At 27.7% G+C, this 19153-nt stretch carries 15 protein-coding genes; 4 read left to right on the top strand and 11 right to left on the bottom strand.

Annotation, left to right across the window (positions count from 1 at the left end):
• The first annotated feature begins 36 nt into the window (after positions 1-36).
• Positions 37-2811: a response regulator gene (locus ACZ5SO_RS11285; protein ID WP_464624704.1), complete on the top strand. Its 2775-nt coding sequence runs from the start codon at positions 37-39 to the stop codon at positions 2809-2811.
• Here the strand turns inward: ACZ5SO_RS11285 and ACZ5SO_RS11280 are convergent.
• The 3 genes from ACZ5SO_RS11280 to ACZ5SO_RS11270 all read right to left on the bottom strand — a co-directional run bounded on the left by ACZ5SO_RS11280 (position 2791) and on the right by ACZ5SO_RS11270 (position 6864).
• Positions 2791-3708, bottom strand: coding sequence for a DMT family transporter (locus ACZ5SO_RS11280; RefSeq protein ID WP_464624702.1), 918 nt, complete (start codon positions 3706-3708; stop codon positions 2791-2793). The two genes, ACZ5SO_RS11285 and ACZ5SO_RS11280, sit on opposite strands and share 21 nt — an antisense overlap.
• 76 nt (positions 3709-3784) lie before the next feature.
• Positions 3785-6304: a DEAD/DEAH box helicase family protein gene (locus ACZ5SO_RS11275; RefSeq protein ID WP_464624701.1), complete on the bottom strand. Its 2520-nt coding sequence runs from the start codon at positions 6302-6304 to the stop codon at positions 3785-3787.
• Positions 6274-6864, bottom strand: coding sequence for a class I SAM-dependent methyltransferase (locus tag ACZ5SO_RS11270; protein ID WP_464624699.1), 591 nt, complete (start codon positions 6862-6864; stop codon positions 6274-6276). Before ACZ5SO_RS11270 ends, ACZ5SO_RS11275 begins: the two co-directional genes overlap by 31 nt.
• Positions 6865-7270: 406 nt before the next feature.
• Between ACZ5SO_RS11270 and citD the strand changes: the two genes are divergently transcribed.
• Genes citD through citF form a run of 3 tightly spaced genes read left to right on the top strand, consistent with a single transcriptional unit; the run spans position 7271 to position 10010 of the window.
• Positions 7271-7573, top strand: coding sequence for a citrate lyase acyl carrier protein (citD, locus tag ACZ5SO_RS11265; RefSeq protein ID WP_464624697.1), 303 nt, complete (start codon positions 7271-7273; stop codon positions 7571-7573).
• Complete coding sequence (locus ACZ5SO_RS11260; RefSeq protein WP_464624695.1) at positions 7563-8441, top strand: aldolase/citrate lyase family protein; 879 nt, start codon at positions 7563-7565, stop codon at positions 8439-8441. Before citD ends, ACZ5SO_RS11260 begins: the two co-directional genes overlap by 11 nt.
• A 15-nt stretch (positions 8442-8456) precedes the next feature.
• Entirely contained in the window at positions 8457-10010 is a 1554-nt protein-coding gene (citF, locus tag ACZ5SO_RS11255) for a citrate lyase subunit alpha (RefSeq protein WP_464624693.1), read from the top strand.
• 36 nt (positions 10011-10046) lie between these two features.
• Here citF and ACZ5SO_RS11250 read toward each other — a convergent pair whose 3' ends face one another.
• The 8 genes from ACZ5SO_RS11250 to yiaK all read right to left on the bottom strand — a co-directional run bounded on the left by ACZ5SO_RS11250 (position 10047) and on the right by yiaK (position 19050).
• On the bottom strand, positions 10047-11645 hold the full coding sequence (locus ACZ5SO_RS11250; RefSeq protein WP_464624691.1) for an ATP-binding protein: 1599 nt from the start codon (positions 11643-11645) through the stop codon (positions 10047-10049).
• A 94-nt stretch (positions 11646-11739) separates the two neighbouring features.
• Entirely contained in the window at positions 11740-13284 is a 1545-nt protein-coding gene (locus ACZ5SO_RS11245; protein WP_464624689.1) for a type 2 periplasmic-binding domain-containing protein, read from the bottom strand.
• 218 nt (positions 13285-13502) lie between these two features.
• Entirely contained in the window at positions 13503-13997 is a 495-nt protein-coding gene (msrA, locus tag ACZ5SO_RS11240; protein ID WP_464624687.1) for a peptide-methionine (S)-S-oxide reductase MsrA, read from the bottom strand.
• A gap of 155 nt (positions 13998-14152) precedes the next feature.
• Positions 14153-15436 (bottom strand): TRAP transporter large permease, encoded by a 1284-nt coding sequence (locus ACZ5SO_RS11235; RefSeq protein ID WP_464624686.1) that lies wholly within the window; start codon positions 15434-15436, stop codon positions 14153-14155.
• Positions 15436-15921, bottom strand: a complete 486-nt coding sequence (locus tag ACZ5SO_RS11230; RefSeq protein WP_464624684.1) for a TRAP transporter small permease — start codon at positions 15919-15921, stop codon at positions 15436-15438. The genes ACZ5SO_RS11235 and ACZ5SO_RS11230 overlap by 1 nt, the downstream gene beginning before the upstream one ends.
• A 68-nt stretch (positions 15922-15989) precedes the next feature.
• Complete coding sequence (locus tag ACZ5SO_RS11225; protein ID WP_464624683.1) at positions 15990-17012, bottom strand: TRAP transporter substrate-binding protein; 1023 nt, start codon at positions 17010-17012, stop codon at positions 15990-15992.
• Between the two features lie 32 nt (positions 17013-17044).
• The gene (locus ACZ5SO_RS11220) at positions 17045-18043 is read right to left on the bottom strand and encodes a LacI family DNA-binding transcriptional regulator (protein WP_464624682.1); all 999 of its coding nucleotides are present in this window, start codon (positions 18041-18043) and stop codon (positions 17045-17047) included.
• Positions 18044-18045: 2 nt separating this feature from the next.
• Positions 18046-19050 (bottom strand): 3-dehydro-L-gulonate 2-dehydrogenase, encoded by a 1005-nt coding sequence (gene yiaK / locus ACZ5SO_RS11215; protein ID WP_464624681.1) that lies wholly within the window; start codon positions 19048-19050, stop codon positions 18046-18048.
• Positions 19051-19153: the final 103 nt, after the last annotated feature.

The raw sequence follows: 19153 nt of genomic DNA, 5'->3' as shown, positions 1-19153 counted from the left end.
GGGTCATAATATTTATGGGGACAAGAGGATTAATTAGTGAAAAGACATCAGCATATAGATATTAAGAAAATTTTAATTATAGTTGTTGTTATAGCAACTTTGTCTACTCTTAATGCTGTTCAGCAAGTAGAACCGCTAAGATTAGCAGTTTGGAATAATTCTTCTACTGCTGTTGTATCTTCAAGTGGTAAAATTATGGGATTTGAACCTGATTTATTTCGTTTATTATCGCCTTATTTTTCAAGATCTGTAGAAATTAAAGCATATGATAATAAAGCCGCTAGTTTAGAAGCATTGAGGGCAGGTGAAGTTGATGTTGTTATGTCTTCACTTTATACATCAGATATTGATGAAGAGTTTGATTTTACAAATATTAGTGTTCGGCAGGTAGATGCACTATTATGTTCAGTAGATAATTCTTATTCTTATCAAGAATATTCAAAAATGAAAAACAAATCTATTGGATATTTAGATAGAGGTGCAACAATGCAACCTATACTAGATTATCTTAGTAGTAAGATTGAAAATCCTAAATTTATTCCTTTTGATACAGTTGCTCAAATCCGTACTGCCTTAGACAAAAAAGAGATTGATTTAGCTACTTTTGGTATTGGAGCTCTTTTAGATAAGTACCAAATATTAGACAGATTTTATTCTTTACCTACATTTTATATAACAAGAGAAGGGGAAACTCCTATACTAAATAAAGCTCTTACTTCATTTTTTAATAATGAAATTGATGCTTATAATGCTTTATATTATAAATATTACCCAAGATCTATAACTACAGAATTTACAAAAGATGAAATAGCCTATATTAAAAGTAACCCTGAGATAAAAATTGCGTCTTTTATTAATCAAAATGTTTTTTCTTCATTAGATTCTAATGGAGAGTTGATTGGTGTATTCCCTGATATAATAAGAGAAATAAATAAAATTACAAATCTAAATATATCTGTTGTTCCATATGATAAAATGAACGCTATAGAAGAATTATTAAACTCAGATGAGGTTGATGGAATTATTGGTATAGATTGTCTAAGTGATATTAGATATAGTTCAAAATTTAGATTTAGTGATAATATTATGAAAATTCCAATGGAGTTAATAATAAAAAGAACAACTTTGCTTGATAAAAATGGTGTACAAACTGTTGCTCTTTCAACAATAAATTGTCATCCTAAGGATTTTATATTAGAAAATTATCCAAATTGGAAAATTATTTATGAAGATGATATAGAAAAAAGATATAAAATGTTAGTCGATGATGAAGTAGATTGTCTAATAGATTCGAGTTTTAGCTTTAATTATTTAAAGGATAAACCAAATAATATTAACTTATCAAGATATCCTGTTTCTATTTATTCTTCGAGCTTGAATATTGTTTTATCTTCATCATCAGAGGAACAATTATTTAGTATAATAAATAAAGCGCTACTTCAAATTAAAAATAAAAATATTAATTCAATTATAGATGAAAATATTTCTAAAATTGTATATACACCTTCTTTGTTTGATCTTTTTATATCTCATAAAATTGAATATATAGGAATATTGTTAATTATATTTTTCTTTTTTGTTGTTTTATACATAATTGCGAATAACCGAAGACGCATAGAATTAGAAAAAGCGAATGAAGAGCTAAAGATAGCTGAACAAGAAGCAAATAGTGCCAATAGAGCTAAAAGTGCATTTTTAGCTAGAATGAGCCATGATATGAGAACACCATTAGGAGCAGTTATTGGCTTAGCTGATTTTGGTAAGTCAGAAGCTAAAGATCAAAAATTATGGACATATTTTGATGAAATTAATAGTTCAGCAAAGTATTTATTATCTCTTATGGATGATATATTAGATAGTCAAAAACTTCAAAATGATAATTTTGAATTTGATTATAAATTGATTAATCTTTGTGATACATATAAAAGAGTAAAAACTGTAGTTGAGAATAGGGCTAAAGAAAAAAAATTAAACTTAGTAATTACTTCGGATTGTGAGCAGTTTGACAAATGTGTTTATGCTGATGAGAAACGAATTTCACAAATCCTTATAAACATATTAAACAATGCGATTAAGTATACTCCTGAAAATGGTTATATATATTGGAATTCTAGTTTTGAAATAATCGATGATGAAAAAGTTCTTTTACATTGTTCAATTCGCGACACTGGTGTTGGAATGAGTGAAGATTTTGTGAATAATCATTTATTTGAACCTTTTTCTAAAGAAACAAATTCTTTAAGCAAGTCGGAAGGTGGCTCTGGACTTGGCTTAAATATTTGTAAAAAATTAATAGATCAAATGAATGGTTCTATTGCTTGTGAAAGTAAATTAGGACAAGGTTCTAAATTTACTATTTCTATATCATTTAAAATTGCAAATGATGAAGAAACAGAAAATTATAATGAAGAGAAAAAAAATAAGAAAAGAAAATATAGTGTTAATAATTTAAAAGATTTACATATTTTAGTTTGTGATGATACTGAAATTAATATTAAAATTGTAAAGAAGATTTTAGAAAAGAAATCTATGATTGTTGATGTAGCATATAATGGACAAGAAGCCGTAGATAAGATTAAAACTTATTACTATGATGCTGTTTTAATGGATATTCGAATGCCTATTTTAGATGGGCTTAAAGCTACTAAAAAAATTAGAGAGTTTAATAAAAAAATACCAATTATCGCAATAAGTGCTAATGCATATGAAAAGGATGTTAAGCAATCTCTTGATGCAGGAATGAATGCTCATCTTGCAAAACCAATAGATACAGAAAAGCTTTTTGAAACTTTAAGTTCTTTCTTTAATTAAGATTTTTTTATCTTTATCTTTTAAGTTATAAAGTTCTCCCCATAAGGTAAATCCTAAGATAAAAAGTCCTCCGATAATTTGTGTTACAAAGAGTTTTTCTTGGAAAAAGAAAATTCCAAAAAAGATTGTAAAAAGTGGTTCTAGATAGCTATATGAAACAATTTCAATTGCTTCGAGTTTTTTGTATGTTGAAAAATAAATTATATAAGCTATAGCTGTATGTATTAACGAAAGAATAAATAAGAGAATAAGATTATTGATTGATAAATGGATCATTTTGGTAAAGGATTTATTAATAATTTGATATGGTAGAAGAATTAATGAAGACCCTAATAATTGTATTAGAGTTACTAGAATAATATTTGAATTTTTATTTTTAAAGTTAATCTTCCTATTTAATATAACTATTATTGAGTATAAAAAACCAGCACCAAAGGCCCATATAATTCCTTGGTTTATAGAATTTGTTAAATTTAGATTATTTTTAATTAAAAGGTATAATCCAAAAAAACATCCTAATATAGTAATTATTCTAGAAAAAGTTATTTTTTCTTTTAAAAAAAACGGTGCTAATATTATTACATAAACAGGACACATATTATAAATTAAAACAGCTGTCGATAATGTAGTATATTTATAGCCTTGAAATAAAAGAGACCAAGCAATTCCAATTAAGGCTCCTGTAAAAAGGTAATATATTATAGTTTTTAGGGGTAATCTTTTATTATCTTTCTTATTTAATTTGAGGAAAAAAAATAAAAAAGGGAGAGATAGAAAAGCTCTAAAGAAGGCTAATTCAAAGGAATCAAGAGCAATACTCCTAGTAAATAAGCCTATGCTTGCCCACAGAATCATACAAAAAGCGAGTAATAATCTTAATATATTTTTATGTTCCATTTTATATTCTTTTATTAATAAATTTGTTAATATGTAGCAGTTTGAGTAGAATATAGTATAAAAATCTTTATTTCAATTAGTTTATTTTATTTTTTATCGTTAGATAATATTGATCTAAATCATTTTTCATCATATTAATTATTGATGTTTTATCTTTTTCTGATAATTTTTCCCAGAGTTTATGATTCATAGAAATTTTATTCAAATCTTTATTGTATTCAAAAAAACGTTTCCTTTCAAATTTTTCGAAAGGATTTTTTAGAATACTTCTTTTAACTTTTATTTTATCATTTAGATAATCAAAATCATAATTGCACCCTTTTCTATCTACAATCAGATTTTTTTTAAGTCTATCTAAGTAAAAATTTCTATAATATTCAATTAGGTCATCAAGATTAATTTGGCCAATGCAGTTGGCAGTTTTGATAGAACCAAGCAAAAAGACCATTTTATAAGAGAAGGTATAGTTTTTCTCGTTTAAAAAAGTGAAAAAGTCTTCTTTTATAGTATCATCACTGTGAATTGGTAAATTCATTTTTACCCTTATCCTTTCTATACTATCTTGAGTAAAATATATTAGTTTTGATTTTCCTAGTGTTAAGATTTTATCACATTTGATATTATATTTTTTAATCCATTTTTTTAAAGTATCAGTGCCAATAAAAAGTTGTCTTGCTGCCTCTTCAATAGTATATAAGTCTTTTAGTTCTTTATCTAAAGTATTTATATTGATTGGTGTGATATTTCTAACTTTTTCATACATTCCATTTACGTATATTAAATTATTATATGGAACAGTTTTTTCATTCACATATCCCCATTGAATATAATTAGGGTTATTAAAAATAGAGTGAAGGGAGTATGGAGCAAAGGTAGAAGAAAATTTATCAATAACATCAATAATATAAACTTCTTTCTTTGTTTTAGTTCTTCTTAAACCTCTACCAAGTTGTTGAAGGTATAGTACTTTTGATAAAGTCGGTCGAGCCATAACAATAACTTTTATATCTGGTTCATCCCATCCTTCATTTAATAAATCGCAAACACATAGGAATTGTATTTTTTTATTATGGAAATCTTCTAATATTTTATTAGCATTTTTTCCATCTTTAGAACTAATTGCTTTCGCTTTGAAATTAAATTGTTTTGTTAGTACTTTAGCCATTTCCATTGCATGTTTAATTGAAACACAAAAGATAACACCTAAAGAATTATCATTAAAATATTTTAATAATAATTCTCCAATTAATTCATTTCTAGAGGCAACTCTTATTGTTTTTTCTAAATCTCCACTATTATATTCTTTATTATTATACCTAACTCGGCTTAAATCTAGGTTAGTTTCTATCCTATATGCTCTAGCCTTAGCAATTATATTTTTATTCATAGCTTCTTCTAAACTTAGAGAAGTCGAATAACTTCCAAAAACATCTTCAAGCTTTCTATTATCTAAGCGCTCATCAGTTGCAGTGAGTCCTACTAATAATTTAGGTTTAAAGTGAGTTAATGCATTTTTAGTACAATTTGCCACCGCGTGATGAGCTTCATCTATTATAATGTAGTCAAAATAAGCAGAAGATACTTGGCGGCTTAGTTTTGTTAGAAGGTGATATGTCCCGACAGTGATGTCAAAATAATTTAAATTATTTTTGTTAAATGTTTTTATCCAATTGTTTTTTATTGCAAGAGTTGGAGTAAAAACTCCTATTTTAGCATTTTGATTTTTATTTAAGTAATATATTAAATCTTCAATGATTATTTGTGTTTTACCAGAAGCTGTGGGTAATACAATCAATAAAGCACTATTTTCTTTAGTATGAAGATATTTTAATTTTTCAATAGCCCCTTCTTGGTGTTCATATAGTGTAAAATCTCTTTTAGCTAGAAGAGTTTTTCTTTTTAGAGAAGATTTATCTTTTAAAATTTCATTTATTAAACTACTCAAATTGTTAGTTGTATCAGTGCATTGATCATAAGATAATCTATATATAGTAATTCCTAATTTATTGCATAAATTCTGTTTTTCTAATTGTTTTTTATATCTTTCTAATCCAACTTGTTGCGGATGATGATAATTAGATCCATTTAGTTCAAAACCTATTAATTTACCATCTGTTTTTTCGACAACATAATCGATAAAGTATGTTGTCCCTTTTAAGGATAGAAGAGGATATTCTTTATGTAAATAAGAGAGTGCATTATCTCCATAAGCAAGACAAAAAGCTTTTTCAAACAGAGTCTCGAGATATGAATTATCTGAAGATCTATTCATCCTATAAGTCCCATAGCTTTGAAATTGATCTATATCTCCATAAATAATGGATTCAATTTCTGATGGATTGGTATTATCTAAAAATCTATAATATGGTTTATTATATGATTTTAGGATTGAATTTTGAGTCGACGTATAAAGAGAGTAATCATATATATAATTTCTATTTATTTCACAAAGATTCGTATCTAGTGTTAAAATAGCATCATTATTAATATAAAACTTACTGTAAATATCTTTTGTATAATTCACTTGCTTTATTAGTTCAAAATTGTAATTTTCTAAAAAAGTGTTTAAATCTTTTGTAATATTACATTTAACCATTTTTCATTTTCTCTATTTTTTCTTATATCAGTAGAAATAAAATGTTTTAATATTCTAAAATTTGTTTTAATTTCAGGTAATTTAAAAAGTTTATCGAATGTTAAATCTGTAAAATATCTATTATTTCTATATCCTTCAAAAGTTCCAAGTTTAAAAGATACATATAAAATTCCTTTGTTTTTTAAAGACTTATGTAATTTTGAAAAAATAGAATTAAGATTTTTAAATGGGATATGGAGTAAACTCGAACAAGCCCAAATCCCATCATATTCTACTTGTGGGATATAATCTTCAAAAAGAATATTTTTAACATCAATTTGACAATAATCACTTGCTATTTTGCACATTGATGGAGAGCCATCTAGTGCATCAACTTTATATCCTTTATTAAGAAAGTATTTAGTATCTCTTCCAGCTCCACAACCAAAATCAAGAATTTTTGATTGTGGTTTTAAATAGCTTAAAAATAGATCTTGAATTTCTGTAAAATCTAAAGTTTGAGTGGATTCTTTGAATGAATTTTTATTATTTTCATAATATAGTATTGTTTTTTTATCCATAGAAAAAGAATATCATGAAGTTATATATATAACAATAAATAAATATTTGTTGATGATATGAAGAGCTTTAAGTTTTTCTAGAAAACTTAAAAAAAAAGATTACAACTGTAATTATTGTGTTACAATATTAACTGAGAAAAAGATATATAAATTCTCTAAAGTTAGGGAGACTGTCATGCTAATTTGTATAATAAGAAAAGTTATTTTTTTTATTTGTAATAAAGTAAATAAAAAAGATACTTATAATTATATTATAGATTTTCCTCTAAACTTAAATATATTAAGTAGTTACTTAAATAATTATCAATATAAAATTAACAAATATAACCAGCAAAAACATAGCAGGAAAAATCCTGCTATAATTTTTTTTGGCATTATATTTTGTTTTTTATAGAAGGAGATGATTTTGGATATTAAAAAGGTTGCATCAGCCGGAACATTGGAATCTAGTGATATTTTAATTACTGTAGAGAAAGGGAGTAAAGAAGGCCTTCATATTTATTTAGAAAGTCCTGTAAAAAAACAATTTGGTGATCAAATAAAAAAAGTCATTAAAGAAACAGCAAAATTTATTGGAGTAGATAATGCCAAAATTACTGCAATAGATAAAGGAGCTCTCGATTGTGTTATTAAAGCTAGAACTTCTGCAGCCCTTTACAGAGCTTGTGAATCTAGAGATTTTAAATGGGAGAAGAATAATGGGAGATAGACTTAGACGGACGATGATGTTTGTTCCTGGAAATAATCCTGGTATGGTTAAGGATGCTTATATTTATAAATGTGACAGCATTATGTTTGATTTAGAAGATTCAGTATTATTATCAGAAAAGGATGCAGCAAGATATTTAGTTTATAATTCTCTTAGAGCAATAGATTACGGAGATAAAGAATTAGTAGTTAGAATTAATAATCCTAGAACAGAATGTGGAATTATGGATATAAAAGCCATGGTTGCCTCTAAAATTGATGTTATTAGGTTACCAAAGACCGAAAATAAAGAAGATGTTTTAATCTGTGAAAAAGAAATTGAAAAAGCAGAAGAGGAATTTGGTATTGAGAAAGGTACAGTTAAAATGATGGCTGCAATTGAAAGTGCAGAAGGTGTTTTAAATGCTAGAGAAATAGCAAAATCTTCTTCTCGTCTTGTTGCTATAGCTCTTGGGGCTGAAGATTATGTAACAGATATGAAAACAACTAGATATGAAGATGGTGTAGAATTAATGTTCGCAAGATCTATGATTTTACATGCAGCGAGAGAAGCTAAAATTGATGCTTTAGATACTGTTTATTCTGATTTGAATAATGAAGAAGGTTTTAGAAAAGAAGTGTTGTTAATTAAAAAACTTGGTTTTGATGGTAAATCAATAATAAATCCAAGGCAAATAGAACCAATTGTTGAAATTTTTACACCAACTAAAAAAGAAATTGATAAAGCTTTAGCCATAATGGATGCAATTGAAGATGCAAAACTAAAAAAAAGTGGAGTTATCTCTTTAAATGGAAAAATGGTTGATATGCCTATAGTTTTAAGAGCCAAAAGAACTATTCAATTAGCTAAGGCTGCAAGAGTGCTTTAAGATAAGGAAAGTATAATGATAGATGGAAATATGAAAAAATTACCTAAATTTGGTAAATTAGATGACTCACATCCTTTATTTACAAATGACCATGTATATAAAGACACTAAATCTTGTAAAGAAAGAGAAGAATTTGAATCAAAAGTATTATATAGTATTGAAGAAGCTATAGATAAATCACAATTAAAAGATGGTATGACAATTTCATTTCATCACCATTTTAGAGATGGTGATTTTGTTCTAAATAATGTCATGGATGTTATTGCCAAAAAAGGTATCAAAAATTTAACTTTAGCTGCTTCTTCACTTCTTAGTGTACACGCTCCTTTAATTGAGCATGTTAAAAATGGAGTAATTACTAGAATTGAAACTAGTGGTATAAGAGGAGAGTTGGCCGAGGCTGTTTCGAAAGGATTGCTTGATATACCTGTAGTATTTAGATCCCACGGAGGCAGAGCTTATGCTATTAAAAATGGTGATATAAAAATTGATGTGGCCTTTTTAGGTGCTCCTTCTTGTGATTCTTTTGGTAATGCAAATGGTTATTCAAGAGATCATGATAATGGCATTATCTGTGGCTCTTTGGGATATGCTAAAACTGATGCACAATATGCTAATTGTGTTATTGTTTTAACTGATAATTTAGTCCCATTCCCAAATGTTCCCGCTGGTATTTTCCAAAGTGATGTTGATTACGTTGTTAAAGTTGATGCCATTGGAGATCCGAATGGGATAATGAGCGGAGCTACACGCTTTACAAAAAATCCAAAAGAACTCTTAATAGCAGAAACTACAGCAGAAGTAATTGAAGCTAGTGGTGTATTCAAGGATGGTTTTTCTTTTCAAATGGGTAGTGGTGGAGCATCTTTAGCTACAGCTAGATTTTTAAGAGAAAAAATGATTAAAAAGGATATCAGAGCAGATTTTGTTTTAGGTGGTATTACTGGTGTAATAGTTAAATTGCACGAAGAAGGTTTGATAAAAAAGATCTTAGATGTTCAATCTTTTGATTTAGAAGCTGCAAAAAGTTTAAAAAATAATAGATTTCATCAACAAATATCAGCTTATTATTATGCAAGTCCTAATAATCCTGGCACTGCAGTGAATCAACTTGATGTTGTTATTTTATCCGCATTAGAAGTTGACGTAAATTTTAATGTAAATGTGTTAACTGGATCTGATGGAACTATTCGTGGTGCAATTGGAGGGCATCAAGATACAGCTGCTGGAGCTTCGGTTTCCATCATTGTTTGTCCTTTAACAAGAGGAAGAATTGCAAGTGTAGTTGATAAAGTTAATACTATAGTAACTCCTGGTAAAACCATAGATATTGTAGTTACAGATCAGGGTGTTGCCGTTAATCCTAACAGACCGGATTTAATTGAAAAATTAGAACATACTAATATCAATTTAACTACAATTGAAAACCTTAGAGATAAAGCAAGAAGCTTAGTAGGACAAGGAAAATCTATTGAATATACAGATAAAGTTGTTGGAATTGTTACATATCGAGATGGATCGGTTATAGATTTGATTTATCAAGTAAAAGATACTGACGATGATGAATAGATAAAAAATGTGGGTTGCCAGAAGAGCAGCCCATTTTTATTTATAATATTTTTCATTGTGAATGTTTTGTAAAATTTGATGTAATAATTTTTTTTCAATTGGTTTAGCTATGTGACCATTCATTCCAATATTATAACTTTTTTCAATATCTTGCTTCATCACATTTGCAGTCATGGCAAAAATAGGAATAGTTTTACTAGAGGATTTATTAGAATTTCTAATAGCTTTAGTAGCATCATATCCATCCATCACAGGCATTCTTATATCCATTAATATTACATCAAAGAAATTATCGGCTTTTGATAAATATGTTTCAACTCCAATTTTGCCGTTTTCAGCAATTGTAGTACTACAACCATAAGTTTCTAATATCTTTTTTCCAACTAGTTGGTTAATTTCATTATCTTCACAAAGTAATACATTTAAATTCAGATTTTGTTCATCATTTTTAAGATATCTTTTTTTCTTAATTTTAGGTTTATTAATTTCTTCAAGAATATAAAGTAAAGATGATAAGAATATTGGTTTCTTTAAGTAATAGTCAATTTCATTTTTATCTAAATAACTTTTTAAATAAGTGATATCATAATCTGATAAGATTACATAATGTGGTAAATCTTTGAATAAGGTAGAAATTTCACTAGCTAAAGAAATAGATCCTTTTTTTAAATATTGTGAGCTAATTATTATAATATTATATGGATTTTTTTCATTAATTGATTGAATTATTGAGTTTTTAGCCATATTTAAATTTGTAAAAGATTTATTCACAATTGATAGTTTTGAAAGCATTTTAGAAGTGTTAGCGCAGGTATTTATATCATGATCAATAAAAATTACTTTATATTTGGAATAAGTTTTATAATCTAATGTTTTAAGTTGGGTTTTATTCATATCTATATCTAAAGGAATATTGATTTTGAAAGTTGATCCAACACCGACTTCACTTTCTAATTCAATATTTCCACTCATTAATTCCACTAGATTTTTAACAATTGAAAGGCCTAATCCACTACCTCCAAATTTTCTAAGTGTTCCAGAATCTGCTTGAACAAATTGATTATATATTTTATCTCTTATATCTTTTGCAATACCGATTCCTGTATCACTTACTTCTATTGAGAGAAGAATTTTCTTTTCATCTATAACTTCTTCTTTTAAATTTAATTCTACTTTTCCACCACTATTAGTAAACTTAAAAGCATTGCTAAGCAAATTCGTAATTATTTGTTTAAGTCTATAATAATCTCCAATTAAATTTTCAAAGGATATTGTTTCAATATTTGAAGAAAATAATATATTAGTTTGTCCACTGTTAACAGTATACATATCTATGATTTCATGAACTAATTCTTTTAAGCTAAAAGAATCTTTTGAAATAGTTAATTTTCTATTTTCAATTGCTGATATGTCTAAAATATCATTAATTAAACCTAGAAGATATTTTGCAGATATATCAATTTTATCTATATATTTTTCAAGTTCTTTTTTATCATTTAGGTAATTTTTAGATATTTCTGTTAGACCAATGATTGCATTCATTGGTGTTCTAAGATCATGTGACATTGCAGCTAAAAAATCGGTTTTTGCTTGATTCGCAATCTCATATTTTTTATTGCTTAAGTTTAAAGCCATTTCTTTTTTCTTAATTTTTTCATTTATTTTTCTTTGGTAATGGGTAAATAATAATAGTCCTACTATTATAGAAACTAATAAAAAGATTAATAGATTAAAAAAATAAACTATTTGTTAGATAAGAATCAAAAAAAGAATATTTATAATTTGTTAAAAATCCTTTTAATTTAAAATATTCTAAGGTTTTATTATTAATATTGCCAATTGATTTATTTATTATTGATAATAATAAGGGATTATTAGAACTTTGAATTCCTATAGAAAATAGAATATCTACAAGATAATTTTCTGTTAAAATTAAACTTGAATATTTAGGTTTTTGCATCAAATATCTTATTTCGTATTCATTACCAATGGCCACATCAACAACACCAGCTAGTAGCGGATCTAATATATTGTTTGCATTAGTTTTAACAATTTTCCAAGTTGGATATTCATTTGCTATATAATTTAGTAGAGCTTGATAGTTAGCTGGGCATGAAATAGATTTTATTTCATCGATTCGAAAAGGATCCTCTTTTCTTATAGCAATTAATTCTCTCATATTTATATAATTAATTGAAGCTGCTATATTATCATCATTTAAAGTAGCTTGATTTCTTCCAATGTATGGACTTATATCACAGAGCCCCTGATTTAAAGCATCTTGAACTGTTAATCCAAGAGGGATTTGAACAAATTCAAAATCTAGGTTAGAAAGTTTCTCTAACTCTTTCATATAATCAATTATAATTCCTTCAAACTCACCTGTTTCTTTGTTCAGATGGCTTTGGATAAATGAATCAGGGAGAAGTCCAACTTTAAGTTTGCCTTGGTTTTGAATATAGTTAATTTCTTCTCTAGTAAATTCCGTATATGCTGAAATGTCTTGAAAATATTTTGCTTGAAGGGAAGAGGCAAAATTAGTTGTATTGACATGAAGCCAATCAATCGAATTATTAAGTTCCTCAATTAGAGGTGAGTTTTTTTGTGTTATAAGGAAAGATGGCTTAAATGCTATGTTACCAATTATTTTAACTGATATCTCATTTGTAATCGCATAATCTGTTGCTATCGCATCAACTTCTTTGTTAGTTAAAGCATCTCTTAGGTCCTTTTCAGTTTTATAATATTTATAGTTAAAAGAAAAATTTCCTTTTTTAGTATAATTTTTTAATTCTTCAATTGTGTTTAAATCTTTTCTAACACCAACTGTTATGTTATTGAAGTTGGAAAAATCATCGAAATATAAATTATCGTTTGATGAGAGGGTGTAAAGGTTAGTTTGTAAAGCACTCAATTGTAGGTTAGTGAAACTGAAATCTTTTTCTATTTCTGTAGTTTTGTATTGAAGACAAGATATGTCTGCAATCCCTTGTTTAACTAAAGCTAAACTTTCTTCTTGAGTGTCTGTGAGAATATATTGAAAATGGATATTATAATATTCGCCTAGCTTATTTAGATAATCTACTAAATATCCACTATATGTTGTATGTGAACTTTTTTTAATATATCCAGTATTTTTAACACAAGCTACAGTTACTTTTATGTTATCGATTTTATAATTTGTTTTATTAGTTGTCTCATTTGAGAGTAAAGGCGTATTTATAAAGAATAATAACAAGGCTAATGTGATAATATGGGGTACAATTTTTTTCATCTTACTCTCAAATTTTTATTTTATTTAGCATAGCCTTGTAATTTCGAATACAATAATTAAATTACAATACAAATTAATTATACATGAATTTTTTCATTAAAGAAAAGAATTAGTGTATTAAAAAGAGAAAAAATACATTAATTATTGAAATATTTTAAATAAAAAAAAAGTGATTAATATTTTTTTTCTCTATGTTTAAAATAACTGTATAAAATATATCAATTGTTTACCTTTGTAAAAAGATCTGTTGGAATATGGCAGTAGCCTGTTGGATTTTTTTCAAGATAATCTTGGTGATAATCTTCAGCAAGATAGAAATTTTCTAACTTTTTTAGTTCAATTTGTATTTTTTTATCATATTTTTTTTGTAAATTAAAAAGAGCTTCTTTTGCTATTTTAAAAGAATCTTCATCTATATAATAGATGCCTGTTCTATATTGAATTCCAACATCTCCTCCTTGTTTATTCAGAGATGTGGGATCAATTGTTATAAAAAATTTCTTCAATATTTTGTTTAAAGAGACTTTTGTTTCATCATATTCTACTTCTACAGTTTCTGCGAATTTAAACTTTTTTGAACAAACTTGTTCATAGGATGGGTTTTCTATTGTACCATTTGCATATCCCGCTTTTGTGCTTGTTACACCATTTAAAAGTGAAAAAAAATGTTGAGTACCCCAAAAACATCCACCAGCTAAATATATTTTTTTCATATAGCCTCCTAAGTTCAATGATAATTAATTGTAAGCTAAAATTACCCTCAAGTCAAAATTTTCTATAATTATGAAAAATACCTCTAAAGTAGGTTTAGATATGTAACCGACTTTAAAGGTATTTTTTTTAAAAAAAAGTGTTATTTATGATTAATTTATATAAAAAGTGCAGGAAATACTGCTGAAGGAATGCTTAACCAAAAATTTGGAAATAAGATTAGTAGTAATAAAATAAACAAAGAAGACAAGAAATATGGTAAAGTGCCTTTAAATGCATCTTCAATTGTTGTTCCACTAATGGAGGAAGCTAATAATAAACATAGTCCATATGGCGGAGTTACTAAACCTAAAGCTAAAGTTACAACTACAATTAAACCAAGAATAATTGGGCTAATTCCTAATTGAATTGCTGATGGTAATATGATTGGAACGAATAATATCATAGCAGGAACAGCATCCATAAATGTACCAATGAACATAAAGAATACAACAACAATTAATAAGAATACTAAAGATCCTCCGTGTAGGCTTGTAAAGAAATTCATTACTAATACATTTAATTGGTAGTAACTTAATAATTCTCCTAATGCACAAGCTGTTGCTAAAGCAAACAATGAAAGAGATCCAAGTTTCATTGTTTCAATTAATATGTTAGGAAGATTTTTAATTTTTATTGTTTTGTAATAAAAAATTCCTATTATTAATGCATATAAACAAGCAAATGCTGAAGATTCAGTTGGTGTAAATATACCTGAAACAATACCACCAATTAAAATAATTGGAGTAAATAATGCAGGAAGAGATTGGAATGTTAATCTAATTACTTCTTTAGTTGGAACTTTTTCTTCTTTAGGAAATTGTTTTCTTTTTGCAAAGATTATAACCATCATTGCTAAACCTAGGAGAATTCCAGGAATTAAACCTGACATAAATAATGCACCAGTACTTACATTCGCAATACCTGCATAAACTACCATTGTAATACTTGGTGGGATAATTGAACCAAGAGTTGAAGATGCTGCAGTAACACCAACTGCTGTTCCTTTATCATATCCATCTGCTTCCATTGAAGGAATAAAAATTTTACCAACACCTGCTGTATCAGCTTGTGATGAACCAGAGATACCTGCAAAAATCATAGATACTAATACGTTAGAATATGCAAGTCCACCTTGATGATGTCCAACAAGAGAGTTACAGAATTTAATTAATCTTTTTGTAATATCTCCTGCATTCATAAGATTAGCAGCTAAGATAAAAAGTGGAACAGCTAAAAGAGTAAAACTGTTTAAACCATTGAACATTTTTGTAAAAACTATCAAATTAGGAATTTCTGGTAATGAAACAATTCCAGTAAAGGATACTATTCCAAGTGCAAAAGAAATTGGAACTCCGATAATGATTAATATGATAAAAAGTATAACTAATAAAGCAGCCATTATTTATTTCCCCCAAACACTAGTGTGTGTATATCTTTAATTGCTTTTTCTATAAGGTAAAAACATCCAAAAAATGCACTAATAGGTAAACAAATCCAAGTCCAACCTCTTTTTAATTGAGGAATATTTACCCATGTATAGTTCCAAAATCGTTTTGTGATTATTATTCCGTAGTAAAACATTATTGCCATGAAAAATAGCATGAAAAAAACGATAACTAGGTGTATTATTGTTTTTGTTTTTTCATTTTTAGTTTTGTCAATTAGAGAGGTGAATGCAAAGTGTTTCTCTGGATATACCATAGCAGTTCCACCCATGAAAACTGACCAAATGAAAGAATACATAGCTATATCTTGTGTCCATAACATAGCTATCCCTAAAATTCTAGTAACCACTTGAATAATAACTGCTATTAAGAAAATTGCTAGAAATACTGCACTAATTAGAATGTGAAAATTGTTTACTTTTTTTACAAAATTGTCCATATGATCCCTTTTATATAAATACCTTAGCTCAGTTTTGAGCTAAGGATAATTTAATTAACACTACGGCCTTATTTAGTGTTTCTAATCATTTCAAGATATTTTTGCATATTATATTCTTGTGCAAATTCATCTTGAATTTTATAAGCGATAGCTTTAAATGCCTCTACATCGATATCTTTATGTTCGATTACTTCAGCTCCATCTGCAATAACTTTTTCTTTTGAAGTTTTGTACATTTCGAATACTTTAGCTCTTTCTACTTCAGTTGCATAAGCACTAGCTTCATCAATCCAACCTTGTTGTTCTTCTGTTAAGCTATCATAGAAATTACCATCGATTAAAAATAATCTTGTTGTATAGTCATGATCTGTTTCACAGATATAATGTCCATTTTCTGTTTTATGATGTTCTTTTAACATTAAACTTGTGTAATCATTTTCAGCAGCATCAACAACACCCTGTTGTAGTGCTTGATATAATTCACCCCAAGCTACAGAAGTTGGGATAGCACCACAAGCTTGCCAGAATTCTTGTTGTACTTGTGAAGATTGAGTTCTAATTGAAATACCTTTTAAATCTTCTGGTTTTGTGATTGGTTTTTTACCATAGTAATCTCTAATTGATGTTGACCAATAGTCTAAAATTTTGAAACCATTACTAGTTTTCTCATTGATTAAAGAAGTCATAGCTGAGCCAAATTCACCATCAACGTTTTCTTCCCAGTTATCAAAACTATCAAAAAGGTAGTTTAGAGAAAACATATCAACTTCAGGTATGCCAATTGAAACCATAAATGCAGGTGATGCTACTACTATGGAAGCCGCTCCTAATTGCAATTTCTCAACGAGTTCTGATTCACTTTCACCAAGAGTTCCATGATGTAAAGTAGCAGTAATTTGACCATTAGATAATTCTTCAACTTTTTCTTTAAATGCTCTAATTCCATAAGCATATGGATTTTCTAAAGAAGTTTGATTGTGTGCTACAATCAAATTTAATGGTTTGTCACCTTTTGTTTCTGAGTCCCCATTTGCAAATACAAATGAAACTGATGCCAATAATATTAGGCCTAATGAAATAAATTTTTTCATTATTTTTCTCCTATCAATTTGTTTTTATTGCTTTAGTGTTTTTTTTTATTTGTACTCTCTCTTTCTAAGATAGAGGTAAATAACATTATTCGTTTAATTTTGTTTTCACCGTTTAAGATGCCAATTAGGGTGTCGACTACAGCTAATGCAGTATCTTTCATTTTGTTATCTATAGTTGTTAATGTAGGTGTAGTTAGCGTGCAAAAAAAGTCATTGTTTACTCCAATAAGACCTAAATCATTTGGGATGTTTTTCCCCATATTTTGTAGAAACCTTAAATGATTAAATAATATGAAATCATCACTAAAAATAATTGCGTCAATATCAGTGTGCTTGTCAAAAAGATTTCTTATTTCTTCAAATGTATTTTTACAGTTATAAACATCTAAAATTACACTATCATTTTGTTTATTTAGGCATTTTAATTCGTCACTATATCCTTTTGCTTTTGATTGGTTACTTGCTGTATTTAAGTTGCCAATAAAAGCGATTTTTTTATATCCTTTAGAATAAAGTAGTTTTACTCCATCCCTAATTCCTTGGTATTCATTTGATTGAATCCCATAAACATTTGGTAAATCAAAATAACCATTAGCCATGATCACAGGTGTTGTTGGAAAAAATGTTTTGATATTGTTTTTCATTGATTCAACTTGGAAAATTGATCCAACTAATATAATTCCATCTACCTTCCGTTCTCTTAAAATACCGATTGCTTTATCTATTTCTTCACTTGTATTTCCACTATTAATTACTATTGTGCAATATCCAAATTCTATTAATTTGTTAGAAATAATGTATGAAATGTTGTTATGATGTTCTAATCTTATATCTGCAACTAAAATTCCAATTAGTTTTGTAACTTTAGTTACTAATCCTTTTGCATTATTATCTAGATGAAAGTCATATTTATTTAAAAGCTGCTGAACTTTATTTTTAGTTTCTTTTTTTATCCCCTGTTTGTTATTAATAACTCTAGAGACAGTACTAGCTGATACCCCAGCTTCTTTTGCAATATCATAAATAGTCATTCTTATAATTCCTTTATTGCTTTCCAAATTTCTGAGTTGACTAGAATCCCTTTTTCTAAATTTTCCTTTCTTGTTTTGTATTCCCTTTCAGCTGGATATCTAATCTCTATATTTTCATCTTCCTTTTTTACATTCTTTAATAGTTCAAGCGTCTTGTTAATAAATTCATCAGCTCTCTCATAATCAGTGAGTTTTGTGGCATCGATTGCAATCATCATTTGACTAAGCCCATATTCATCTTCACATTCTTTTCCTATTAATGGAGTTGATAGTCCTCCTGAAATAAATGAAGCAAATATATCAAGTCCAATTGATAGGGCAGAGCCTTTCCAGTATCCTACAGGAAGGGGTCTTAAACTCTCTTCAATTTCTTTAGGATCTTTTGTTAGTTGTCCTTTGTCGTTAAATCCTCCATATACAGGTAGTTCTTTATTTTTAAGTCTATATTCTTCAATCTTTCCATAAGAAAATTGAGATAAAGCCATATCTACTACTACGTGTTGTCCATTTTTTCTTGGAATTGATAACACAAAAGGGTTATTTCCAATTATAGCTTCAATACTGCCCCAAGCTGGCATATTAGGTTTTGTATTAGTCCAACAAAGGCTTGCACAGCCAGCATTTGCTGCTTGCCAACCATATGCACCACCTCTCATCCAGTGGTTCGTATTTCTAATTGCAACAGCACCTATTCCATGTGTTTTTGCAAGTTCAATTGTTCTATTCATTGCATGTGTTGCAACTAAATTGCCCATTGCTAAATTACCATTCCAAATTTCAACTGCTCCAAAACTTTGAAGAACAGATTCTTTTGCATCAACCTTTATATAACCTTTATCAATGTATTGAATAACTCTTTTAAATCTATTGACCCCATGTGAATATATCCCATCTAGACTATTTTCCACAAAATTCTTAGCACACTCTTGCGCCCTTTCTAAATCGTATCCTTTTGATATTAGAATTCTTGTAAATTCTTTTAGCATTTCTTCAGCTTTTATTCTCATTTGAAATCTCCTTTATTTAATTTCTGCAATCGATTGCTAAAAGATTTTAAGTAAATTTAAAGTCTCTAGTCAAGACAGATAAGTATTTCACATTTGGGTCTTT

Source organism: Pleomorphochaeta naphthae (genome assembly GCF_055396005.1).
The sequence above is the reverse complement of the archived record's forward strand: the minus strand, read 5'-3'. Positions and strand labels throughout refer to the sequence as shown.

Coding starts and splice junctions, on each gene's coding strand:
- ACZ5SO_RS11280 (WP_464624702.1), bottom strand. CDS start 3,708: ATGGAACATAAAAATATATTAAGATTATTACTCGCTTTTTGTATGATT.
- ACZ5SO_RS11275 (WP_464624701.1), bottom strand. CDS start 6,304: ATGGTTAAATGTAATATTACAAAAGATTTAAACACTTTTTTAGAAAAT.
- ACZ5SO_RS11270 (WP_464624699.1), bottom strand. CDS start 6,864: ATGGATAAAAAAACAATACTATATTATGAAAATAATAAAAATTCATTC.
- ACZ5SO_RS11260 (WP_464624695.1), top strand. CDS start 7,563: ATGGGAGATAGACTTAGACGGACGATGATGTTTGTTCCTGGAAATAAT.
- citF (WP_464624693.1), top strand. CDS start 8,457: ATGATAGATGGAAATATGAAAAAATTACCTAAATTTGGTAAATTAGAT.
- ACZ5SO_RS11250 (WP_464624691.1), bottom strand. CDS start 11,645: ATGGCTTTAAACTTAAGCAATAAAAAATATGAGATTGCGAATCAAGCA.
- ACZ5SO_RS11245 (WP_464624689.1), bottom strand. CDS start 13,284: ATGAAAAAAATTGTACCCCATATTATCACATTAGCCTTGTTATTATTC.
- msrA (WP_464624687.1), bottom strand. CDS start 13,997: ATGAAAAAAATATATTTAGCTGGTGGATGTTTTTGGGGTACTCAACAT.
- ACZ5SO_RS11235 (WP_464624686.1), bottom strand. CDS start 15,436: ATGGCTGCTTTATTAGTTATACTTTTTATCATATTAATCATTATCGGA.
- ACZ5SO_RS11230 (WP_464624684.1), bottom strand. CDS start 15,921: ATGGACAATTTTGTAAAAAAAGTAAACAATTTTCACATTCTAATTAGT.
- ACZ5SO_RS11225 (WP_464624683.1), bottom strand. CDS start 17,012: ATGAAAAAATTTATTTCATTAGGCCTAATATTATTGGCATCAGTTTCA.
- ACZ5SO_RS11220 (WP_464624682.1), bottom strand. CDS start 18,043: ATGACTATTTATGATATTGCAAAAGAAGCTGGGGTATCAGCTAGTACT.
- yiaK (WP_464624681.1), bottom strand. CDS start 19,050: ATGAGAATAAAAGCTGAAGAAATGCTAAAAGAATTTACAAGAATTCTA.